Below are 18,238 nucleotides of genomic sequence, written 5' to 3' on the forward strand. Positions count from 1 at the left end.
GGCATACCCATTCTTAAAACTTCCGGGCATGCCTTCTGTTCAGGACCTGATCTGTTTGGTTTAACCTGCCTCAACCTTTCAGCTGAAATACTCTTTCTCTGCCTTCTTTGCGCTTCTGGTAAACCAGATCAGAACCACAAGGAACACGGCCGTCAGTCCGAGATACACGTAGGTATTGACCGGCCTGACATAATCCGAAAAGAGCCCGAGCCCGCCGGCCGCGAGTGCAGAAAGGGCAAACACGAACAGTTTCCCTCCAATCGCCTTCTTATACCCATCCAGGTCCTTGCAATGCACGGTCGACTTGTCCGGCAGAAGGACGCCCTTTTTGACCTCTCCCTTGAACTGCAGCAGATACCAGCAGTACATCAGATAGATGCCGCATCCCGCAATCAAAATATCCATAAAAGAAAACAACGAATTGTTATCCATCTTCCTGCATCCCTTCCGGCAGATTCCAGCGTGGCTGACTGCCTCCAGCCCCATCCCGCTCCGGCTGTCTCCTCATTCAGGAAAGCCCGAGCCAGGAAGCGACCTCTTCCTCCATACCGTCCCCTGCGATAAATGTGTTGTGAAGGATCGGCGCTTTCCGGATATCCTCGATCGCCTCCGGAATCCGGACCCCGCTCAGCTTTTCCAGTTCATCGATCAGCTCCGAATCGGTCTTCTCCGCCATCTCAGGCTTGATTGCACAGACAACCGCTCTCGCAAACTTGTACGGGCTGGCGGTGCTGGCGATGACAACCGGCGTCATGTCCTTCGTCTCCTCACGATACTTGCGGCAGACCTTCGAAGCGACTGCCGTATGGGTATCGATGACATACCCGCATTCCCTGTAGACCTGCGCAATCTCCCCGGCCGTCTCCTCCTCGCTTGCGTAGTTGCCATAGAAATCGGACAGTTTCGTATACATACCGTCCGTGATCTTGTATACACCCTGTGAGGAAAGCGCGCTCATCAGCTTCGCAGTCTGTTCGCTGTCGTCTCCTGAAATTCTGTAGATCAGTCTCTCCAGATTCGACGAAACCAGGATGTCCATCGACGGACTCGAAGTCAGCTTGAACGAACGGTTTTTATCGTACGCACCTGTCCTGAAGAAATCGACCAGAACCTTGTTCTCATTCGAGGCACAGATGAGCTTCTTCACCGGAAGCCCCATCCGCTTCCCGTAGTATGCTGCCAGGATGTTGCCGAAATTCCCGGTCGGAACCGTGATGTTGATCCGCTCACCCGGCTTGACTGCGCCCTGCCTGAGAAGCTGTCCATACGCATAGAAGTAATAGACAATCTGAGGAACCAGCCGTCCAATGTTAATGGAGTTGGCCGAAGAGAACCGAAGTCCCTGTGCCTTCATCCTGCGGTTCATCTCCGGATCCCGGAAGATCTTCTTGACACCCGTCTGCGCCTGGTCGAAGTTCCCGTCAATGCCGACAACATGGACGTTCCCGCCGCGCTGGGTACGCATCTGAAGCTCCTGGACACGGCTCACGCCGTCCTTCGGATAGAAGACGATGATCTTTGTCCCCGGAACATCCGCAAACCCTGCCATTGCCGCCTTCCCTGTATCCCCGGACGTCGCAGTCAGAATCACAATTTCATCCGTAATCTGATTTTTCCTTGCCGCCACCGTCATCAGATGCGGAAGAATCGAGAGAGCCATATCCTTGAAGGCAATCGTCTTGCCATGGAACAGCTCGAGATAGTACGCATCTCCCTCATGTCTGAGCGGTGCCATCAACGGATCATCAAACTTGGCGTCATATGCCTTGCTGATGCAGTCCTTCAGCTCCTCCTCCGTAAAGTCGGTCAACAGAAGGCGCATGATCTGGTATGCCGTCTCCTGATAGGACTGCTCCGAAAGCCTCCGGAAATCGCCGTCCCACACAGGCAGCTTCTCCGGAACAAACAGTCCTCCGTCCGGCGCAAGCCCCTGAAGGATCGCCTGGGAAGAAGTCACTCTCAAATCCGAATTTCTGGTGCTCTTGTACATGATCGTCTGCTGCATGACCGCGCTCCTGCCTTTTGATTGCATAATGGTTCGTATCAGTCTCTAAGAATACCTTATTTGGATGAAAGGCGCAAGTGATTCTCTTCTGCAGGATTTCCGGGCAAGTTCCCGCAGATATACAAAAACAGGCGGAAGCGTTCACCTGCTCTTCCGCCCATTCATATTGTCTTATTTGAACTTATAATAATCGTGTCCGCCGTAGGAATACAGGTATTCCAGGGTCTCATCAAACCAGTCGACATTCTTGCTGGAGGACGACTCCCGCGCCATGAAAAACAGCGCTCCATCCGAGATGTTCTTCCCGCCAATCGCCTCTTTTACCGCCTTGATTGTACTGTCGGATATGGTCAGCGTCCCCATCCGGCCATCCTGTGTCGGCGAGAACTGAGCCGTCCCACCCACCCTCTGCCATACGACATCATAGACATTATCCGGAAAATGGCTGTCCGCCACACGGTTCAGTATAACATCCGCAACAAGAAGCTTGCTCTTCTCATCGCCGCCTGTACATTCCGCCTCCACAATATTCAGCAGTGTCGTGTAATCCGTGTAGGACATCGATCTGTTCTCAGCGATCACCTTTCCCGCATCGCTCGTGATCAGGGACGCCGACTGTATGGCCTGCGCACCCGAGCTGTCCGACGGTTCCACGGCTGTCTCCGGCTCCTTCACGTTGTCGAGACTCTCCGCGATGGAAGAAAGCCACATGGAGGTCTGGTTTCTCAGCTGCGTCTGCCTGCTTTCCTCACGCCCGCTTTCCTGCTCTCCAGTTTCCGCCTCTGCCGGGGAAGCCGTCTCATATGTTTCCGTTCCGGCACCCACCATCACAGATGGCGCTACGGCCTCCGCTGATGCAGCGCTTGATGTTCTGTGCAGCGATACCGGAGCCGCGATTCCCCCGATCAGAAAGACCGCTGCCGTGAGGAACAGGCCGAGGACCTTCCCTTTTGATGAAAACAGCTCATCACTCAATCCTGAATCGGCCGCCGCTCTGTTCCTGGAAGCTGACGCCGCCCCGGTTTCCTTCAGGCGGTCTTCACCCGATTCAGTTCGATCTGTTTTCCGCAGACTTATATTCATGAAAAGCCCCTCACCTTCTCTCCATCACACTTGCACGCATCATGACGACAGCCGCAGATATATCCAACCATCGAATCCTGTCAGCCCAGTCATATTTATCGATACATCGCACATTATAGATATGTTTATTACGTTTGTCAACATTTCCGTAACACAATTGTAACATGCGTGCATCAGCCCAGTCGCTGTGCAGATGGACGCGTCATGCCTGCATGCTGGCGGCAGATGCGCGGGACGAAAAAACCAGCTGCCCGCACCGCAGGCAGCTGGTTTGGAAAACCACTCTGTTACTCTTCTGAAAGCGCTGTATCCTCCGCATTCACCATATTGTTCACGGCAGTGAGAAGGGCACTGACGGAGGCCCGGATGATATCGACATCCACTCCTGCGCCCCAGTACAGTACGCCGCTCTTTCTGCTCCTGACACCGACATAAGCGATGGCTCTGGAGGAAGAGCTCTTCTCCAGCGCATGCTCCTCATAGGTATCCAGATCATACTTAAGCCCGTACGCCTTCTTAAGCGCGTTGGAGACAGCATTCAGGCGGCCGTTGCCGGACGCTGTAATCTCGGCGGAACGGTTTCCGAACTGCGTCGTGATGGTCGCGATGATTCCGTTGTGCTGACGGAAGGTCACATGAGAGATGCCGTAAGGCTTTCTGACATCCTCGAAGCGGTCGATGAAGAGATCGAAGATCTCGTTTGGCGTCAGCTCCTTGTGCTGATGCTCGGACTCCAGCTTGACCTCGTCGCGGATCGCCGACGCAAGTGCCTTCGGCAGCCTGAGGCCGAAATCGTGCTCGAGGATGAAGCCGATACCGCCTCTTCCGGACTGGCTGTTGATGCGGATGACATCTGCATCGTAGCTCCGGCTGATGTCCGTCGGATCGATCGGCAGATACGGCACCGTCCAGAGATCGGTATTCTTCTCTTTTCTGTAATGCATGCCCTTCGAAATGGCATCCTGATGAGAGCCTGAGAACGCAGCAAACACCAGGGATCCGCCGTACGGAGTTCTCGGATTGACCGTCATACCCGTGTAATCCTGATACTTGTCTACGATATCCGGCATGTCATCCAGGTGAAGCTGCGGATCCACACCCTGACTGTACATATTCAGGGCGAGCGTCACGATGTCCACATTCCCGGTGCGCTCTCCGTTTCCGAAGATTGTCCCCTCGATTCTGTCAGCGCCGGCCAGTTCGCCAAGCTCTGCGTCTGCCACGCCGGTCCCACGGTCATTGTGCGGATGAAGAGAAAGCACGACGTTCTCCCTGTACTTCAGATTGTCGGAGATGTACTCGACCTGGTCCGCATAGGCACTTGGCACGGAAAGCTGCACCGTCGACGGCAGATTGATGATGGCCTTGCGGTCCGGTGTCGGCTTCCAGACATCGAGGACAGCATTGCAGACCTCGAGCGCATACTCCGGCTCCGTCCCGGTGAAGCTCTCCGGACTGTACTCAAAGCGGTACTTCTCGCCTGCCTCGTCCGTCAGCTTCTGCAGAAGCGTGGCACCCTCCACGGCAATCTGCATGATCTCTTCCTTGGACTTCCGGAAAACCTGCTCACGCTGCGCCTTTGACGTCGAGTTGTAGACATGAACAATGGCGTTTTTGCAGCCCTTCAGCGCTTCAAATGTCTTTCTGATGATGTGTTCCCTTGCCTGCGTCAGCACCTGGACTGTCACGTCGTCCGGAATCATCTTCCGTTCAATCAGCGCGCGCAGAAAGTCATACTCCGTCTCGGAGGCTGCCGGAAAACCGACCTCGATCTCCTTGAATCCGATCTTAACCAGGAGTTCAAAGAATTTCAGCTTGGTTTCCATATCCATCGGTACAACCAGGGCCTGGTTTCCGTCCCGAAGGTCCACCGAGCACCACACCGGTGCATGGTCGATGTATATCTTTTCCGCCCATCTGTGACCGGTGTCCGGCGCCTTGAAGAATTGTCTGGTGTATTTCCTGTAATTCATCATCGCCTGTCACCTCTCTGAATTATGAATGAGTGGCAAAAAGTACTTTTTGCACTCATATCATCTGGATTCATGCTGTGCTGAAAAGAATACCGTACTTACTCGCGATTTGCAAGCTCCTCTGCAATATCTTCCCAGGACAGACCGCGTTCGACCATCAGAACCATCATGTGGTAAAGGAAATCCGCCATCTCGTAGCGAACCTCCTCACGGTTCGGATTTTTGGCGGCAATGATGATCTCAGCCGCCTCCTCTCCGCATTTTTTCAGAATCTTGTCGATCCCCTTGTCAAACAGGTAGTTCGTGTAGGAACCTTCCTTCGGATGCTCTTTCCTGTCGCGGATCACATCGAGTACCTGTTCAAACACCGTAAGCGGATTGCGGTCCTGATAATCCTTCTTCAGAATCGTGCGGTAGAAGCAGCTCCGGTTTCCCGTGTGGCAGGCGGCCCCGATCTGGAGCACCTTCGCCAGCAGCGTGTCGCTGTCACAGTCCAGCCGCATCTCGCGTATGTACTGATAATGTCCTGATGTTTCCCCCTTGACCCAGAGGCTCTGCCTGCTTCTGGACCAGTAGGTCATGATACCGGTCCGGACGGTCTGCTCGAAGGACTCCTTGTTCATATAGGCGACCATGAGCACTTCTTCATTTTTGTAATCCTGCACCACGCAGGGAACAAGTCCGTTCTCGTCCGTCTTCAATTCATCCCAGCTGACAGCGCTCTCAAAGAGGTTCAGATCCGCGCCCTTCGCCTTCAGCTCCGCCTTCAGCTTCATGATATCGGTCTTCGGGTCCCGGAGAATGTCCTCGCACAGTCCCTCCACGCAGTCCTGCGACAGAATCCCCAGTTTTTCGTCCTCGGAAAGGCCATCACTTCCCACCACAACCATCGTCTCCGGCAGTCCGCTCAGGTTCGCAAACTCCAGACGGTCCTTTCTGTATACAAACACATCCGTCAGGATGACGATTCCGCTGGCATAGGCCTCAATCCGTTTCTTGGTCTCATCGTCCAGCACCTCGTCCCTGCGGGTGTCGATGCAGACACCGATCTTCTCCTTGCCGAAACGTTTGGAAACCTCCTCCAGCATCTTCATGTTGGACGCCTTCGAGAAATTCAGAATGGCTTTCGCAGCCCCTGTGTAGAGGATCTTCTTCACATCCTCAACCCGTCTGATGTTGCCGAACCCCCAGACCGGGATGTCCACCTTCCGGATGATCTCCCGTTCCAGCGTCAGCGACTCATCGTGTTCCTCGTCCGTATCGCTTCTGTCAAAAATCAGCAGGCCGTCCGCTCCCAGGTTTGAATAGTGGCTGGACAGCGCAACGGCGTCCCCGCCCTCATAAGGCTCATCCTCCGTGAGGGATGTGACCGCCTTCCCGTTTTTCAGATAGATTGCAGAAACCAGCTTCTTTTGCATGATATTTTCCTTTCTGCCTTATATGGTTCCCTTCGTCGACAGCACATCCGTGATTCTCGGATCGATTTTTGTCGCTTCGTCTAGTGCTTTTCCGAACGCCTTGAACATCGCCTCCGCCATGTGGTGATCATTGCCGGGCGTCAGCACCTTCAGATGAAGATTCATCATGGCGCTGTAGGAAATGGCGTAGAAGAACTCCCGCACCATCTGTGTGGACATCGTCCCCATCCGGTCTGCCTGAAAGACCGCATCATAGGAAAATGAAGGTCTCCCGCACAGATCGACTGCACACAGCACCAGCACCTCATCCATCGGCAGAATCCGGCTGCCGTAACGCTGGATACCCTTCTTGTCACCCACGGCCTTCCGGATCGCCTGGCCGATCACAATGCCGGTATCCTCGATGGTGTGATGATCGTCCACGGTCAGATCACCATCCACCTTGACGGTCAGATCGAACAGGCCGTGGCGGGCCATCCCGTCCAGCATATGGTCAAAAAAACCGACCCCCGTATCGATCTGAGTCTGTCCGCTCCCGTCGAGGTTCAGCTGAACCTCGATGCTGGTCTCCTTCGTATAGCGCTCCACCTCGGCAATTCGTGCCATTTCACTCCTCCTCACGGAACAGATCCCTGCTGATCCTGCTCATACCAGCCAGGACGCCTGATTTTCCTGACAGATCCTGCTTCTTAGTCTGCCTCACCCTCAAACCGGACGGCGATGGAGTTGGCATGCGCTGTCAGCTGCTCCGCCTTCGCAAACGTCTCGATATCCCGGTGCACCTTCCGGAGCGCTTCCTCGGAATAGTAGACAATGCTGGACTTCTTGACAAAATCATCTACAGACAGCGGACTGAAGAAACGCGCTGTCCCACCCGTCGGAAGGATGTGATTGGGGCCTGCAAAATAGTCTCCGAGCGGTTCTGAAGAATACGGTCCGAGAAAGATGGCACCTGCATTGTGGACGCGCGTCATCGCATCAAATGGATTCGATGTGACGATCTCCAGGTGCTCCGGGGCAATCGCGTCGACCGTCTCAATGCCCTCCTGCAGGCTGTCCACGACAAGAATATATCCATGGTTTTCGATGGATTTCCCCGCAATCTGCGCTCTGGAAAGCACCTTCAGGAAAGCATCCACCTGCTCCGAAACCTGCTCTGCCAGCTTCATGCTCGTCGTAACCAGGATGGCGGAAGCCATCTCATCATGCTCTGCCTGGCTCAGCAGATCCGCAGCGACAAAGCGCGGGCTGGCTGTCTCATCCGCAAGGACAACAATCTCACTCGGTCCTGCAATGGAATCGATGCCGACCTGCCCGTATACTGACTTTTTCGCAAGCGCGACAAAGATGTTGCCGGGGCCGACGATCTTGTCTACCCTCGGAACCGTCTCCGTCCCATAGGCAAGCGCCGCGACGGCCTGCGCGCCGCCGACCTTGAAGATCACATCCGCACCGGCCTCATGCGCCGCCACCAGCGTATTGGGACTGATTTTCCCATCCTTCCCCGGCGGCGTCACCATGACAATCTGAGATACACCGGCCACCTTCGCCGGCACAATATTCATCAGGACAGACGACGGATAGACTGCCTTCCCGCCCGGCACATAGACACCGACTCTTCTTAGCGGCAGGACCTTCTGGCCGAGCAGAACGCCATCCTCGCGGGTGTCAAACCAGCTGTTCCGCTTCTGCTTTTCGTGAAAGGCGCGGATGTTTTCAAGCGCCTCCCGGATGACACGCAGAAGCTCCTGCGAGACCTCGCTGTACGCTTCCCCGATCTCTGCGTCCGATACGCGGACGGTATCCGGTGTCAGCTTCACATGATCAAATTTCTCCGTGTACCCGAAAAGAGCCTCATCTTTGTTCGTCCTGACCTGCTCCACCATCTCCCGGACAGAAGCCTCGTACGCTCCATAATCCGTACGGTTCCGGCTGAGAAGATTTCCAAGCACCTCATTCCTCGTCTTTTCATCCAGTCTGACAATTCTCATGATCCTGTTCCCCCTGCGCAGCAGTTTCTCCGTCTTCGCCTGCTGCATGCATCTGACCGCCCGGCCATGCCGTCTGAAATCGCTCTGGCCATGTTGTCTGAAATCGCTCTGGCGCCGGATCAGGTATCCTGAGCCGAAGACAGCCGCTCCTTCTCCTGTTCCCTGGTGAGCACCTCGTTCATGTCCCTGAGAAGCGCGGTGATCCGCTCATTTTCCATCCGCATGCTGACCGGATTCACAACCACTCTTGCAGAAAGCGGGCAGACCTCCTCGAGTACCTTCAGTCCATTGGACTTCAGTGTCGATCCGGTCTCGACAATGTCGACGATCACTTCCGAGAGGCCGACAATCGGCGCCAGCTCGATGGAGCCGTTCAGCTTGATGATCTCAACCGTCTGGTTCTTCGTCTCGTTAAAGTAGTCCCTCGCAATTTTCGGATACTTTGTCGCCACCCGGATCTGCTGCTGTCCGTTCAGAAGCTTCTTAGCGCTCTCAGGACCTGCCACGCACATCCGGCACTTCCCGAACCCCAGATCCAGCACCTCATAGATCTTGCGGTCCTCCTCCATGATCGTATCCTCGCCGACCACACCGATATCCGCTGCCCCATACTCCACGTATGTCGGCACATCCGGCCCCTTCGCGAGGAAAAAACGAAGCCTGCGCGCCTCATCTGTAAAGATGAGCCTGCGCGTTGCCGGGTCATTCATTTCCTCACAGCTGATTCCAATCTGCTCCAGAAGCTTCATCGTCTGCTTCGCGAGCCGCCCCTTTGTGAGAGCGATTGTCAGATACCTCATCATTCATCCTCCAGCGCTGACCATTATTCTACCACAATCACAGACGCATAGCCGCCTTCCTCACGCAGCCGCTCCGGCAGGTGCGCGGAATCCTCCCCGCTTCTGAGACAGGAAAGGCTGCAGAGTTCCGTGTACTTTCCCTGCGCCCGATAGGTCACCGCTTTCTTCAGCGCTTCCTTCCTGCGGCTCTCCGTGTAAAGGATCAGATACCGCTCATGCTCCGGCAGGATGTCAATCTTCTGTCTGCTGAGTGCATTCATCAGCTGGCTCACGACAATCACAAACCCGACTGACGGCGTGTCCTTTCCGAAATGAGACAGAAGGCCGTCGTACCGGCCGCCCTTGACGACAGCCTCACCGGTTCCGTAGGTGTACCCTCTGAAGATGATCCCCGTATAGTACATGTATGCCGAGAGCATCCCGAAATCAAAGGAGACGGCGTCCTGAACCCCGTAGACCTGCAGAAGATCACGGACCTCCATCAGCCTTCTGACAGCCTCCTGTGCCTTCAGTCCCTCTGACAGCTCATATGCCCGCTGCAGCGCGCCGTCGCCGTTCAGGTCAGGAAGGGTCACAAGGAGCTCTCTCATCCCATCATCGATCTTTTTGTCCGACAGAAGTTTCCGGATTCCGAAGGTGTTGTGGTTGTGCATCAGATTCCGGAGTTTTGCTTCCGTATCCTCGTCAAGCCCTGCCTCGCGCACAAGGCTCTCGAAAAATCCGGCATGTCCGACGCTGATCTGGAAATCGCTCAGCCCGGATGCCGTCAGCGCTTCCGCAGCCATCGCGATCACCTCCGCGTCGCCGTCAGCGGAGCCTTCCCCGATCAGCTCCGCCCCCATCTGGGTGGATTCCTTGAGCCTCCCCTGAAGCCCCTGGTAATTCACAAACGTATTCCCCTGATAGGAAAGCCGCGCCGGCTTCATGTCCTGACTGAAGTACCGGCTCCAGGCTCTCGCGATCGAAGGCGTGAAATCAGGACGGAGAACCAGCGTGTGTCCTTCCCGGTCAAAGAATTTGTATAAGTCCTTCGAGGGGATCGTCCCGACATCGCTTCCGAATACGTCGAAAAACTCGAAAGTCGGGGTCTCGATGTCCTGGTATCCGTAGGAAGCCAGAACCCCGTGGAGCCGTTTCTCAAGAATCTTCTTTCTCGCGCATTCCTCCCCGTAGATATCTCTCACGCCCTCCGGCGTATGAAGGATTTTCTGATTCATCTCCGTTTCTCCTCGTTTCCGGTATTCCGGACGATTTCCGAACCTGCAGCCCGGTTTTCCGGCCCCCGGTTCGTCTTGAATGCTTTACTATGCTAATGCTTTACTTCGTTAAAGTGCCGCATGGGTCTGATTGTACTAAGGTTCGTCGCGGCTGTCAAGGGAAGACTCCTCCTCCCTCCCGTCCAGATCGAGCTGAAGGGCGTCAAGATACGGAAGCAGGAACCCATGCCGGTTCGGCCAGATCCGGTACCGGGTGTCGACCTCGCTGAACGGAATCGACTTCCGTCCCCCTGCCTCCTTCCGCTCCCAGGCCTTCTTCAGGTCACAGAACGGCATGTAGTAAAACTCATCCCGCCCCGAATAATAGATCACCAGAAATGAGATGCCTCCCTGTCTCTCGAAGGCCTCCATGAACCGTACCTGATGCTCATGGACGTTCTGCAGACTGAAGGTATCCGTCTTGCTTTCCTTGGCATCAAAGCAGACCGGGATCCCCTGCACGGCACCGATGTAGTCGACGGTGCTCTTCTGATCAAAGTATGCCAGCGTGATGTGGCGGGACTCTTTATCGAAATTGATCGGCGTGATCGGAGTCGGAATCTTCTGAACCAGCGCCAGCTGTTTCTCCTGATACTGTTCATTCGTCCGGTTAAGCAGTTCCTCAAGCGTGCTGCCCCGGAGCCCTCTTGACTGCCAGGTTGCCATTTACCCTTCCTCCATGACGCTCCGGAAATCCGCCGGAAGCGGTGCCGTGATAGTTCTGCCCGAAAGCTTTTCGAGAGGCGAATCCATCACGGGAAATGTCAGCCTTCCGGCATGAAGAAGCTGTCTTCTGACGCTGAACCGTCTGGCCAGATATGCATTCACACCAGCGTCCCCATACTTCGGGTCGCCGGCTACCGGGTGGCCGGCCGATGCCAGGTGTGCCCGGATCTGATGGCTGCGGCCCGTCAGAAGATCGACGTCCAGAAGCGTCAGCACAAGCCGGCGGCTCTGTGCATCTGCACCATCCGCACCGCCAAAAGCGCCTTTTCCGGCAGCCCCCATGCATGTCATCGTCAGGCAGACCGCCTGCTCCGGCGTATAGCTGGTCCGGATACGCTGTGCGCCCTTCTCCTCACGGCTCAGGATCCGGACCGTGTTTGTACGCGCATCCTTGATGAGCCATCCGTCGATCCTCTGGCTGCTCTTCACTTCCCCGCAGACCAGCGCCTGATAGTGCTTGCTGACCGTGCGGTCCCTGAAGAGCGCGGACAGTGCCTGAAGCCCCCTCACGGTTTTTCCGATTGCGACAATCCCGCTTGTATTCCGGTCAAGGCGGTTGCAGACGGAAGGCCGGACCGTCTGAAGCTCCCTCTGTGTGATCGCCCCTTCTCTTATCAGGTGCCCGATGGCATACTCGTTGAGCGATAAATCCCCCGGCTTTGCCTTCTGTGTCAGCATTCCGGCCGGCTTGCTGACCAGCAGTACATGCTCGTCCTCATACAGGATCCGGACGGAAGATGGGAAATCCGGATATGTCAGGACTTTCTCGTTCCGCTCTCTGCCTCCCCTGCCAGATCCTTCCCCGCCCGGTGCTCCATGTTTCGAATCGCGGGGATACGCTACGGGAACCGCACGATTTCTTCCGGGAACCGCCTCGACACCCGGGACAGCTCCTTCGCAGAATTTTTCCAGTGTCTCCTCGGCAAAATAGAGGCGGACCACATCGCCCGCCTCCAGTTTTTCATTTCCATGCGCCTTATGACCATTCAGTGTGATATTTTTCTTCCGGAGCATCTTGTAGATGAATCCGGTATGCGCCTCTCTAAGGGCGCGCTCCAGAAAATGATCCAGCCGCATGCCTGCCTGGAGGTCAGTCATCACGATCTCTCTCATAGCTCTCCGTCCGATCTGTTCTCAGACCGATATGTTCCGGATGACCCGCATGACCGCTTCATCCCGCGTTTCCCCTTCGTGGACCGCGTCCGCCGCATGCTTCAAATTCGTCCGGTATTTGTCCGGATCCTGCGCCAGCGCCCGGATCCGGTCCCTGTACTGATCAAGATTCAGGAAAATATGGACATTCATCCCGTACAGCCCGTTGCTGCTCAGGATCTTCGCGATATGCTTCTGCATGAACTCGAACAGTCCCCGGTTTGCGCTCGTGTAGGCTGCTACAAAGCTGCCGCAGACAACAACTGCATCCAGAGCGAGCCTTCCCTCCTCTGCCGTCACGCAGAGCTCATATCCCCGCACAAGGTTTCCGGCAATCGTCTCCGTCACCTCATACGCCTCCTGTGAAAATGGCTTCTGCAGAAGCGCCATGATCATGCTGACCGTCCACTTCGCCGCCGGGAGAATCCCGAGGATTGCGATCAGTGTGAACATATTCTTCCGGGTGTGGTACCGGAAGATTCCTGTGAAATAGATCAGCAGAACAATGCTGTACATCAGGATGACAATCCCGATGCGTTTCTTCTTCTCCCAGGAAAAATACCCGTGCATCCCCTTTTCCGGGTGCCGCTTTCTCTGTTTCTTTTCCATCATCGTCTCTGCCCTCTATAGCCTTTCCGTCCTCTTTCTGCGCCTTCTGTCCGGCGCGCCTTCCGGCCTGCCGGCGCCGGTCTTTTCGCCGGTTCCTGCCGCCTCCCGGATGCCGGCCGGATCAGACACTTCGGCCCGTAACCGATCAGATCCTCCCTCCCGGTCAGATGGAGCGCCTCCTCGACGAGGCTGTGCAGCTTCGGATTCTTATACTGCATCAGCGCCCGCTGCATGGCCTTCTCATGCGGATCCTTCGGCACGTAGACCGACTTCATTGTCCTCGGGTCTACCCCCGTCGCATACATGATGGTCGATACGGTGGAGGGGGTCGGATAAAAATCCTGCACCTGCTCCGGCTGGTGGTGGATATCTCTGAGATATTCCGCCAGCTCCACGGCATCCTGAAGTGTACTGCCCGGGTGTGAACTGATCATGTACGGGACCAGAAACTGGTTCATGTGACAGCTCTGGTTCATCTGATTGTAGCGCTGCACAAACTGCCGGTAGACGCTGTTCTTCGGCTTGCCCATCATATAGAGCACCCGCTCCGACACATGCTCCGGAGCAACCTTCAGCTGCCCGGAGATATGATAGCGCACGAGCTCCCTCAGAAAATCATCATTTTTGTCCAGACACACGTAGTCAAACCGGACGCCGGAGCGCACAAACACCTTCCGAACCCCCGGAATCGCCCTGATTTTTTTCAGGAGATTCGTGTAGGCCACATGGGACACCTCGAGATTCGGGCACGGCTCCGGCCAGAGACACTCGCGGTTCGGACAGACGCCCTTCGTCAGCTGTTTCTTGCAGGACGGCTGATGGAAATTCGCGGTCGGTCCGCCCACATCGTGGATGTACCCCTTGAACAGCGGATCCTTCGTCATCCGCTCCGCCTCCGCAAGGATGGACTCGTCGGAGCGCGTCTGCACGATTCTGCCCTGGTGAAACGTCAGCGCGCAGAAGCTGCAGCCTCCGAAGCACCCCCTGTTTGATATGATCGAGAACCGGACTTCCTCCAGCGCCGGGATTCCACCCTCGCTGATGTAGTCCGGATGGTAAGTCCCGGCATACGGGAGCGCATAGACATCATCCATTTCCTGCTGCGTCAGCGGTGAAGCAGGCGGATTCTGGACCACCCAGACCGTCCCGTACGGTTCGACCAGACGCTTTCCGTTGAACGGGTCGGTGTTCTGCATCTGAATCCTGAAGCTTTTCGCCAGGTTCAGCCGGTCCGCCTGAAGGTCCTCGAAGGATGGCAGCATCAGATAATCGACAACATCCTCCTGCCGCTTGGTCTTATAGCAGGTTCCCGCGACAAATGTAATGCTGCTGATATCAAGTCCGCTGTCCAGCGCATCCGCTATTTCAACAATGGAATGCTCGCCCATCCCGTAGGAAATGAGGTCAGCTCCGCAGTCCATCAGAAGCGAGCGTCTGATTTTGTCCTCCCAGTAATCGTAATGCGCAAGCCGCCTCAGAGAAGCTTCGATTCCCCCTGCGATGATGGGAACATCGCGAAAGACACTCCGGATCAGGTTACAGTAAACCATGCAGGCACGATCCGGCCGTTTCCCGCTCACGCCGCCCGGCGTGTATGCATCTTCATGGCGGCGCTTTTTAAAGACGGTGTAATGATTCACCATCGAGTCCATGTTTCCGGCTGACACCAGAAAGCCCAGCCTCGGGCGCCCCAGCACGGTCACCGACTCCGGGTTCTTCCAGTCAGGCTGCGCAATGATGCCGACACTGTACCCATGCGCCTCCAGCACTCTGGAGATGATGGCCGGCCCAAAGGAGGGGTGATCCACATAGGCATCGCCTGTCACATAGACAAAGTCCAGCTGTCTCAGGCCCCGCGCCTCCATGTCCGCTCCTGAAACCGGAAGGAACCGCTCTCTCGGGATATCCCCCTGGGGGACATGCGCGCGCGAAGCATGCCGGCTCGCAGTCTCTTCCCCGCGGCCCGCCCGGGAGGCCGCTCCCGGCCTTCCTGCATTCCGCTGTCCGGCTCTGGTCTTTCCGCTTCTCGTCTTCCCGCTGCCAGCCTGCTTCTTTGTTCTGACTTCTGGATTTTCCCTGATTCTGCTGTCCAGGCGCTGGTTCATGGCCGCTCCTTCCTATCGATTCCATATCTGACTGGATGCCTGCCAGACATACGTTCCTGGCCCGTTCCTGCATGTTCGCCATGCTTCCCTTGTTCATCCCGCTATGTTAAAGAAGCTCCCGGAAATTTTCGATGAAGTAGTCGCAGTTTTCCACCAGTTCCATCCGCCGGTCCTCCGAGTATGCGTCTGCCACGCCGCAGACGGTCATCCCGGCCCGTTTTCCGGCAATTGCACCGCTTATAACATCTTCAAAAACGATGGCCCTGGCGGGGACTGTGCCGATTTGCCTTGCCGCTTCCAGATAGATGTCCGGGCTTGGTTTTCCTTTTCCGACTTCGTCTGCTGTCAGAATCCGATCGAACAGTCCGAGAATATCATTAGCCTGAAGGGCTGTCTCCGCAAGCCTCCTTGAATTGCTGGTGCAGACTGCAAGCTTCATGCCCTTCCTGCGCATGGTCTCCAGCAGCTGCCTGGCCCCGGCCTTGAGCGGAACCTTCGTCCTGTATCGCTCATACGCCATCTGGTTCCAGTCCTCCTGCATCTGTTCCAGTGAGTCCGGAATCCGGAACCTCGTTTTGAAAAGTTCCGCGGTCTCCGGCATGCTGAATCCCTCAATGTCTCTCTGCAGCGCCCGGATATCACAGTCCTCAGCGCCAGAGAACCGTGACAAATATTCGAGATCGATATCTGTCCACATCCACATGGAATCCACCAGCGTCCCGTCAAGATCAAACAAAGCTGCGCTCTTGTTCGTAAGAATCCTGCTGTCTGCCTTCTTCACGGCTCCTCCAACCTGACTGTTTTTGTCTCCTCTTCCAGTTCTCTGAGTTCCCGGGCTGTCAGCGGCCTGAAGGCGCCGGGCGCAAGATCTCTGTCGAGCGTCAGACTTCCCATCGCCAGTCTCTTCAGGAAGACGACCTTCCCGCCGACTGCCTCAAACATCCGCTTCACCTGGTGAAACTTGCCCTCCCTGAGAGCGACCGCACAGAGGCTCTGGCCTTCTCCGCAGCGGGAATAGTCCCCCAGCGTCAGACTTTCCGAGCAAATCTGCCGCATACGGCGCGTCAGCCCGGACGGAAGACGCTCCGGCTCGCTCTGCGCCGCGCCTTCGCCGCGTTCGCTCTCCATTCTCCAGAGAAAATCCCCATCGATTGAAAGCCGCCTCATGACCGCCGGAAGGGTCGGATGCTTTTCGCCGATCTCTATCCCGCCAAGGAATGCGTCCTCATGCGTCTTCGTCATCTCTCCGTCCACAACAGCGAAATATATCTTCCAGACATGTCTGGACGGTGAGATCAGCCTGTGTACCAGCATGCCGTCGTTTGTCAGAAGAAGCAGTCCTTCTGTATCTTTATCGAGGCGCCCCGCCGGAAACAGCTTCCGGGCATAGGGCTGTGCGATCAGGTCGAGCACTGTCCGGGCCCTCCTGTCCTCTGTCACGGACAGGACTCCCTGCGGCTTATTCAGCATCAGGTATACCATCCCTGCAGCCTTCACCTGTTTTCCGCCGATCCGGATCTCATCGGAGGAAGGATTGATCTTCTGCTCCGGCCGGACAGCTGTTATGCCGTTGACCTCTACAAGACCGCCCTTGATTTTTTTCTTCACTTCGCTTCTGGTCATCTCCGACTCTCCGGATAAGAACCTGTCAAGTCTCATCATGCTTTCGTTCTGCTGCACCGCCTTCACCTTTCCTGCCTGGCTGTTACATGGCTCGCCCTTCATCGAGTATGACCGGTTCACTCTTCCCTGCCCGGTTCAGAACCGCCGCCGTCATCTCGTGCTCAGCACTCGATGGTGCGCGATCCCCCTTTACAACAAGAGGCATCTGTCTTCCGACAGATGCCTCGTCATCTTCCTGTCTCCGAAGAAGAGCAGCCTGCCGGTCACTCCTCGTCTTGCTCTTTGTTTTCTCCCGAATCAGCTGCTTTGTCTTCGTCCGTATTCTCCTCACTGACATCCGGCTTCGTCTGATAGCTGGATGGCGCAAGCTGCGGGGAAAGCTCCCTGCGGTTCTTCGTGACAATGTCATAGCAGGACTGAATGGAATTAATGAAGTTATTGTACCGCGTCCCGGCTGAGTCCAGCGTATGCCCCATGATCTTCTCAAGATTGTCGAGCATCTCGTCCGTGTAAGCAATCGCGCTCACACGGATATTGTTGGCATCGGTTGTTGCCTTGTCCACAATCTCCTGCGCCTGCTGGTTGGTCTGCTCGATCAGGCGGTTGGACTGCTCCAGCGCCTTCTGCATCACTTCACTCTCGCTGACAATTTTGTCTGCCTTCGCCTGCGCATCCGCGATGATCGTGTCTGCCTTCTGCTGTGCATCTGCAAGGATGGCGTCCTTGTTGCTGATAATCTTCTGGTACCGCTTGATCTCATCAGGCGTCTTCATGCGGAGCTCACGAAGCATCTCCTCGAGCTCTTCCTTGTTGACGACAATCTTTGTGGATGACAGCGCCTGAAACTTGCAGCCGTCAATATATTCTTCAATCTCTTCAATGATCTGTTCAATTCTGCTGGCCATCTTCTATACTCTCCTTAAAAGAAATCAGTCCATACTTTTCCTTCACGGCCTTCTCCACAGGTGACGGCACGAACCTGGAGATATCGCCCCCGTAGGAGGCCACTTCCCGTACGGTCGTAGAACTCAGGTATGCATACTGAAGGCTGGTTGTCAGAAAGATGGTATCGATTGTCGGATCCATGATCCGGTTGGTCTGTGCCATCTGCAGCTCATATTCAAAATCCGTGATTGCCCGCAGCCCGCGAACGAGAAATTCCGCTCCCTCTTCCTTCGCGAACTCGACCGACAAGCCTGAAAATGATTTAACCCGGACATTGCTGATGTCACTTGTCACAATCTGTAACATCTTAACACGTTCCTGAACAGAAAACAATGGCGTTTTTGCCTTATTCACAAGCACCGCCACGATCAGCTCATCCACCATCTCCGCGGACCGTCTGATAATGTCCAGGTGCCCATATGTGACCGGGTCAAAGCTTCCCGGATAAACCGCAACTCTTCTCATCTGTGCACCTCATCATCTCCGGCACCGCTTTCGGTTCCACTTTCTGCATTGAGCCGAAGGTTTCGTATCCTGCCCTGTTCCGTATCC

18 protein-coding genes are annotated in these 18,238 nt (G+C 55.7%); all 18 read right to left on the reverse strand.

Annotation, left to right across the window (positions count from 1 at the left end; genetic code table 11):
* Nucleotides 1-78: 78 nt before the first annotated feature.
* The 18 genes from ACTQ1N_RS04275 to coaD all read right to left on the reverse strand — a co-directional run bounded on the left by ACTQ1N_RS04275 (nt 79) and on the right by coaD (nt 18,151).
* Nucleotides 79-486: a hypothetical protein gene (locus ACTQ1N_RS04275; protein WP_441954956.1), complete on the reverse strand. Its 408-nt coding sequence runs from the start codon at nt 484-486 to the stop codon at nt 79-81.
* Between the two features lie 22 nt (nt 487-508).
* Nucleotides 509-2,005 (reverse strand): threonine synthase, encoded by a 1,497-nt coding sequence (gene thrC, locus ACTQ1N_RS04280; RefSeq protein WP_441954958.1) that lies wholly within the window; start codon nt 2,003-2,005, stop codon nt 509-511.
* A 171-nt stretch (nt 2,006-2,176) separates the two neighbouring features.
* Nucleotides 2,177-3,088 carry a cell wall hydrolase gene (locus ACTQ1N_RS04285; protein ID WP_441954960.1) on the reverse strand — a complete coding sequence of 304 codons (912 nt, stop codon included), beginning with the start codon at nt 3,086-3,088 and terminating at the stop codon, nt 2,177-2,179.
* A gap of 287 nt (nt 3,089-3,375) precedes the next feature.
* Complete coding sequence (locus ACTQ1N_RS04290) at nt 3,376-5,064, reverse strand: 2-isopropylmalate synthase (protein WP_441954962.1); 1,689 nt, start codon at nt 5,062-5,064, stop codon at nt 3,376-3,378.
* 95 nt (nt 5,065-5,159) lie between these two features.
* Entirely contained in the window at nt 5,160-6,479 is a 1,320-nt protein-coding gene (gene hisIE / locus ACTQ1N_RS04295; RefSeq protein WP_441954964.1) for a bifunctional phosphoribosyl-AMP cyclohydrolase/phosphoribosyl-ATP diphosphatase HisIE, read from the reverse strand.
* 18 nt (nt 6,480-6,497) lie between these two features.
* Complete coding sequence (hisB, locus tag ACTQ1N_RS04300; protein WP_441954966.1) at nt 6,498-7,085, reverse strand: imidazoleglycerol-phosphate dehydratase HisB; 588 nt, start codon at nt 7,083-7,085, stop codon at nt 6,498-6,500.
* Nucleotides 7,086-7,168: 83 nt separating this feature from the next.
* Entirely contained in the window at nt 7,169-8,470 is a 1,302-nt protein-coding gene (hisD, locus tag ACTQ1N_RS04305) for a histidinol dehydrogenase (RefSeq protein WP_441954968.1), read from the reverse strand.
* A 119-nt stretch (nt 8,471-8,589) separates the two neighbouring features.
* A complete protein-coding gene (hisG, locus tag ACTQ1N_RS04310; protein WP_441955053.1) occupies nt 8,590-9,270 on the reverse strand; it encodes an ATP phosphoribosyltransferase in 681 nt (226 codons plus the stop codon).
* Between the two features lie 23 nt (nt 9,271-9,293).
* Nucleotides 9,294-10,487, reverse strand: coding sequence for an ATP phosphoribosyltransferase regulatory subunit (hisZ, locus tag ACTQ1N_RS04315; protein WP_441954970.1), 1,194 nt, complete (start codon nt 10,485-10,487; stop codon nt 9,294-9,296).
* 135 nt (nt 10,488-10,622) lie between these two features.
* Nucleotides 10,623-11,192 (reverse strand): Holliday junction resolvase RecU, encoded by a 570-nt coding sequence (locus ACTQ1N_RS04320; RefSeq protein WP_441954972.1) that lies wholly within the window; start codon nt 11,190-11,192, stop codon nt 10,623-10,625.
* Nucleotides 11,193-12,365 (reverse strand): RluA family pseudouridine synthase, encoded by a 1,173-nt coding sequence (locus tag ACTQ1N_RS04325; RefSeq protein ID WP_441954974.1) that lies wholly within the window; start codon nt 12,363-12,365, stop codon nt 11,193-11,195.
* Nucleotides 12,366-12,386: 21 nt separating this feature from the next.
* Nucleotides 12,387-13,016, reverse strand: coding sequence for a hypothetical protein (locus ACTQ1N_RS04330; RefSeq protein ID WP_441954976.1), 630 nt, complete (start codon nt 13,014-13,016; stop codon nt 12,387-12,389).
* Nucleotides 13,013-14,878 (reverse strand): YgiQ family radical SAM protein, encoded by a 1,866-nt coding sequence (locus ACTQ1N_RS04335; protein ID WP_441955055.1) that lies wholly within the window; start codon nt 14,876-14,878, stop codon nt 13,013-13,015. The genes ACTQ1N_RS04330 and ACTQ1N_RS04335 overlap by 4 nt, the downstream gene beginning before the upstream one ends.
* 346 nt (nt 14,879-15,224) lie before the next feature.
* A complete protein-coding gene (locus tag ACTQ1N_RS04340) occupies nt 15,225-15,899 on the reverse strand; it encodes an HAD family hydrolase (protein WP_441954978.1) in 675 nt (224 codons plus the stop codon).
* A complete protein-coding gene (locus ACTQ1N_RS04345) occupies nt 15,896-16,780 on the reverse strand; it encodes a pseudouridine synthase (protein WP_441954980.1) in 885 nt (294 codons plus the stop codon). The genes ACTQ1N_RS04340 and ACTQ1N_RS04345 overlap by 4 nt, the downstream gene beginning before the upstream one ends.
* Before the next feature lie 43 nt (nt 16,781-16,823).
* Nucleotides 16,824-17,072 carry a hypothetical protein gene (locus tag ACTQ1N_RS04350; protein ID WP_441955060.1) on the reverse strand — a complete coding sequence of 83 codons (249 nt, stop codon included), beginning with the start codon at nt 17,070-17,072 and terminating at the stop codon, nt 16,824-16,826.
* Nucleotides 17,005-17,646: an ATPase gene (locus tag ACTQ1N_RS04355; RefSeq protein WP_441954982.1), complete on the reverse strand. Its 642-nt coding sequence runs from the start codon at nt 17,644-17,646 to the stop codon at nt 17,005-17,007. The genes ACTQ1N_RS04350 and ACTQ1N_RS04355 overlap by 68 nt, the downstream gene beginning before the upstream one ends.
* Complete coding sequence (gene coaD, locus ACTQ1N_RS04360) at nt 17,630-18,151, reverse strand: pantetheine-phosphate adenylyltransferase (protein ID WP_441954984.1); 522 nt, start codon at nt 18,149-18,151, stop codon at nt 17,630-17,632. Before coaD ends, ACTQ1N_RS04355 begins: the two co-directional genes overlap by 17 nt.
* Between the last annotated feature and the right edge of the window lie 87 nt (nt 18,152-18,238).

The organism is Porcincola sp. LCP21S3_C12 (assembly GCF_052118625.1).
Lineage (GTDB): Bacteria > Bacillota > Clostridia > Lachnospirales > Lachnospiraceae > Porcincola.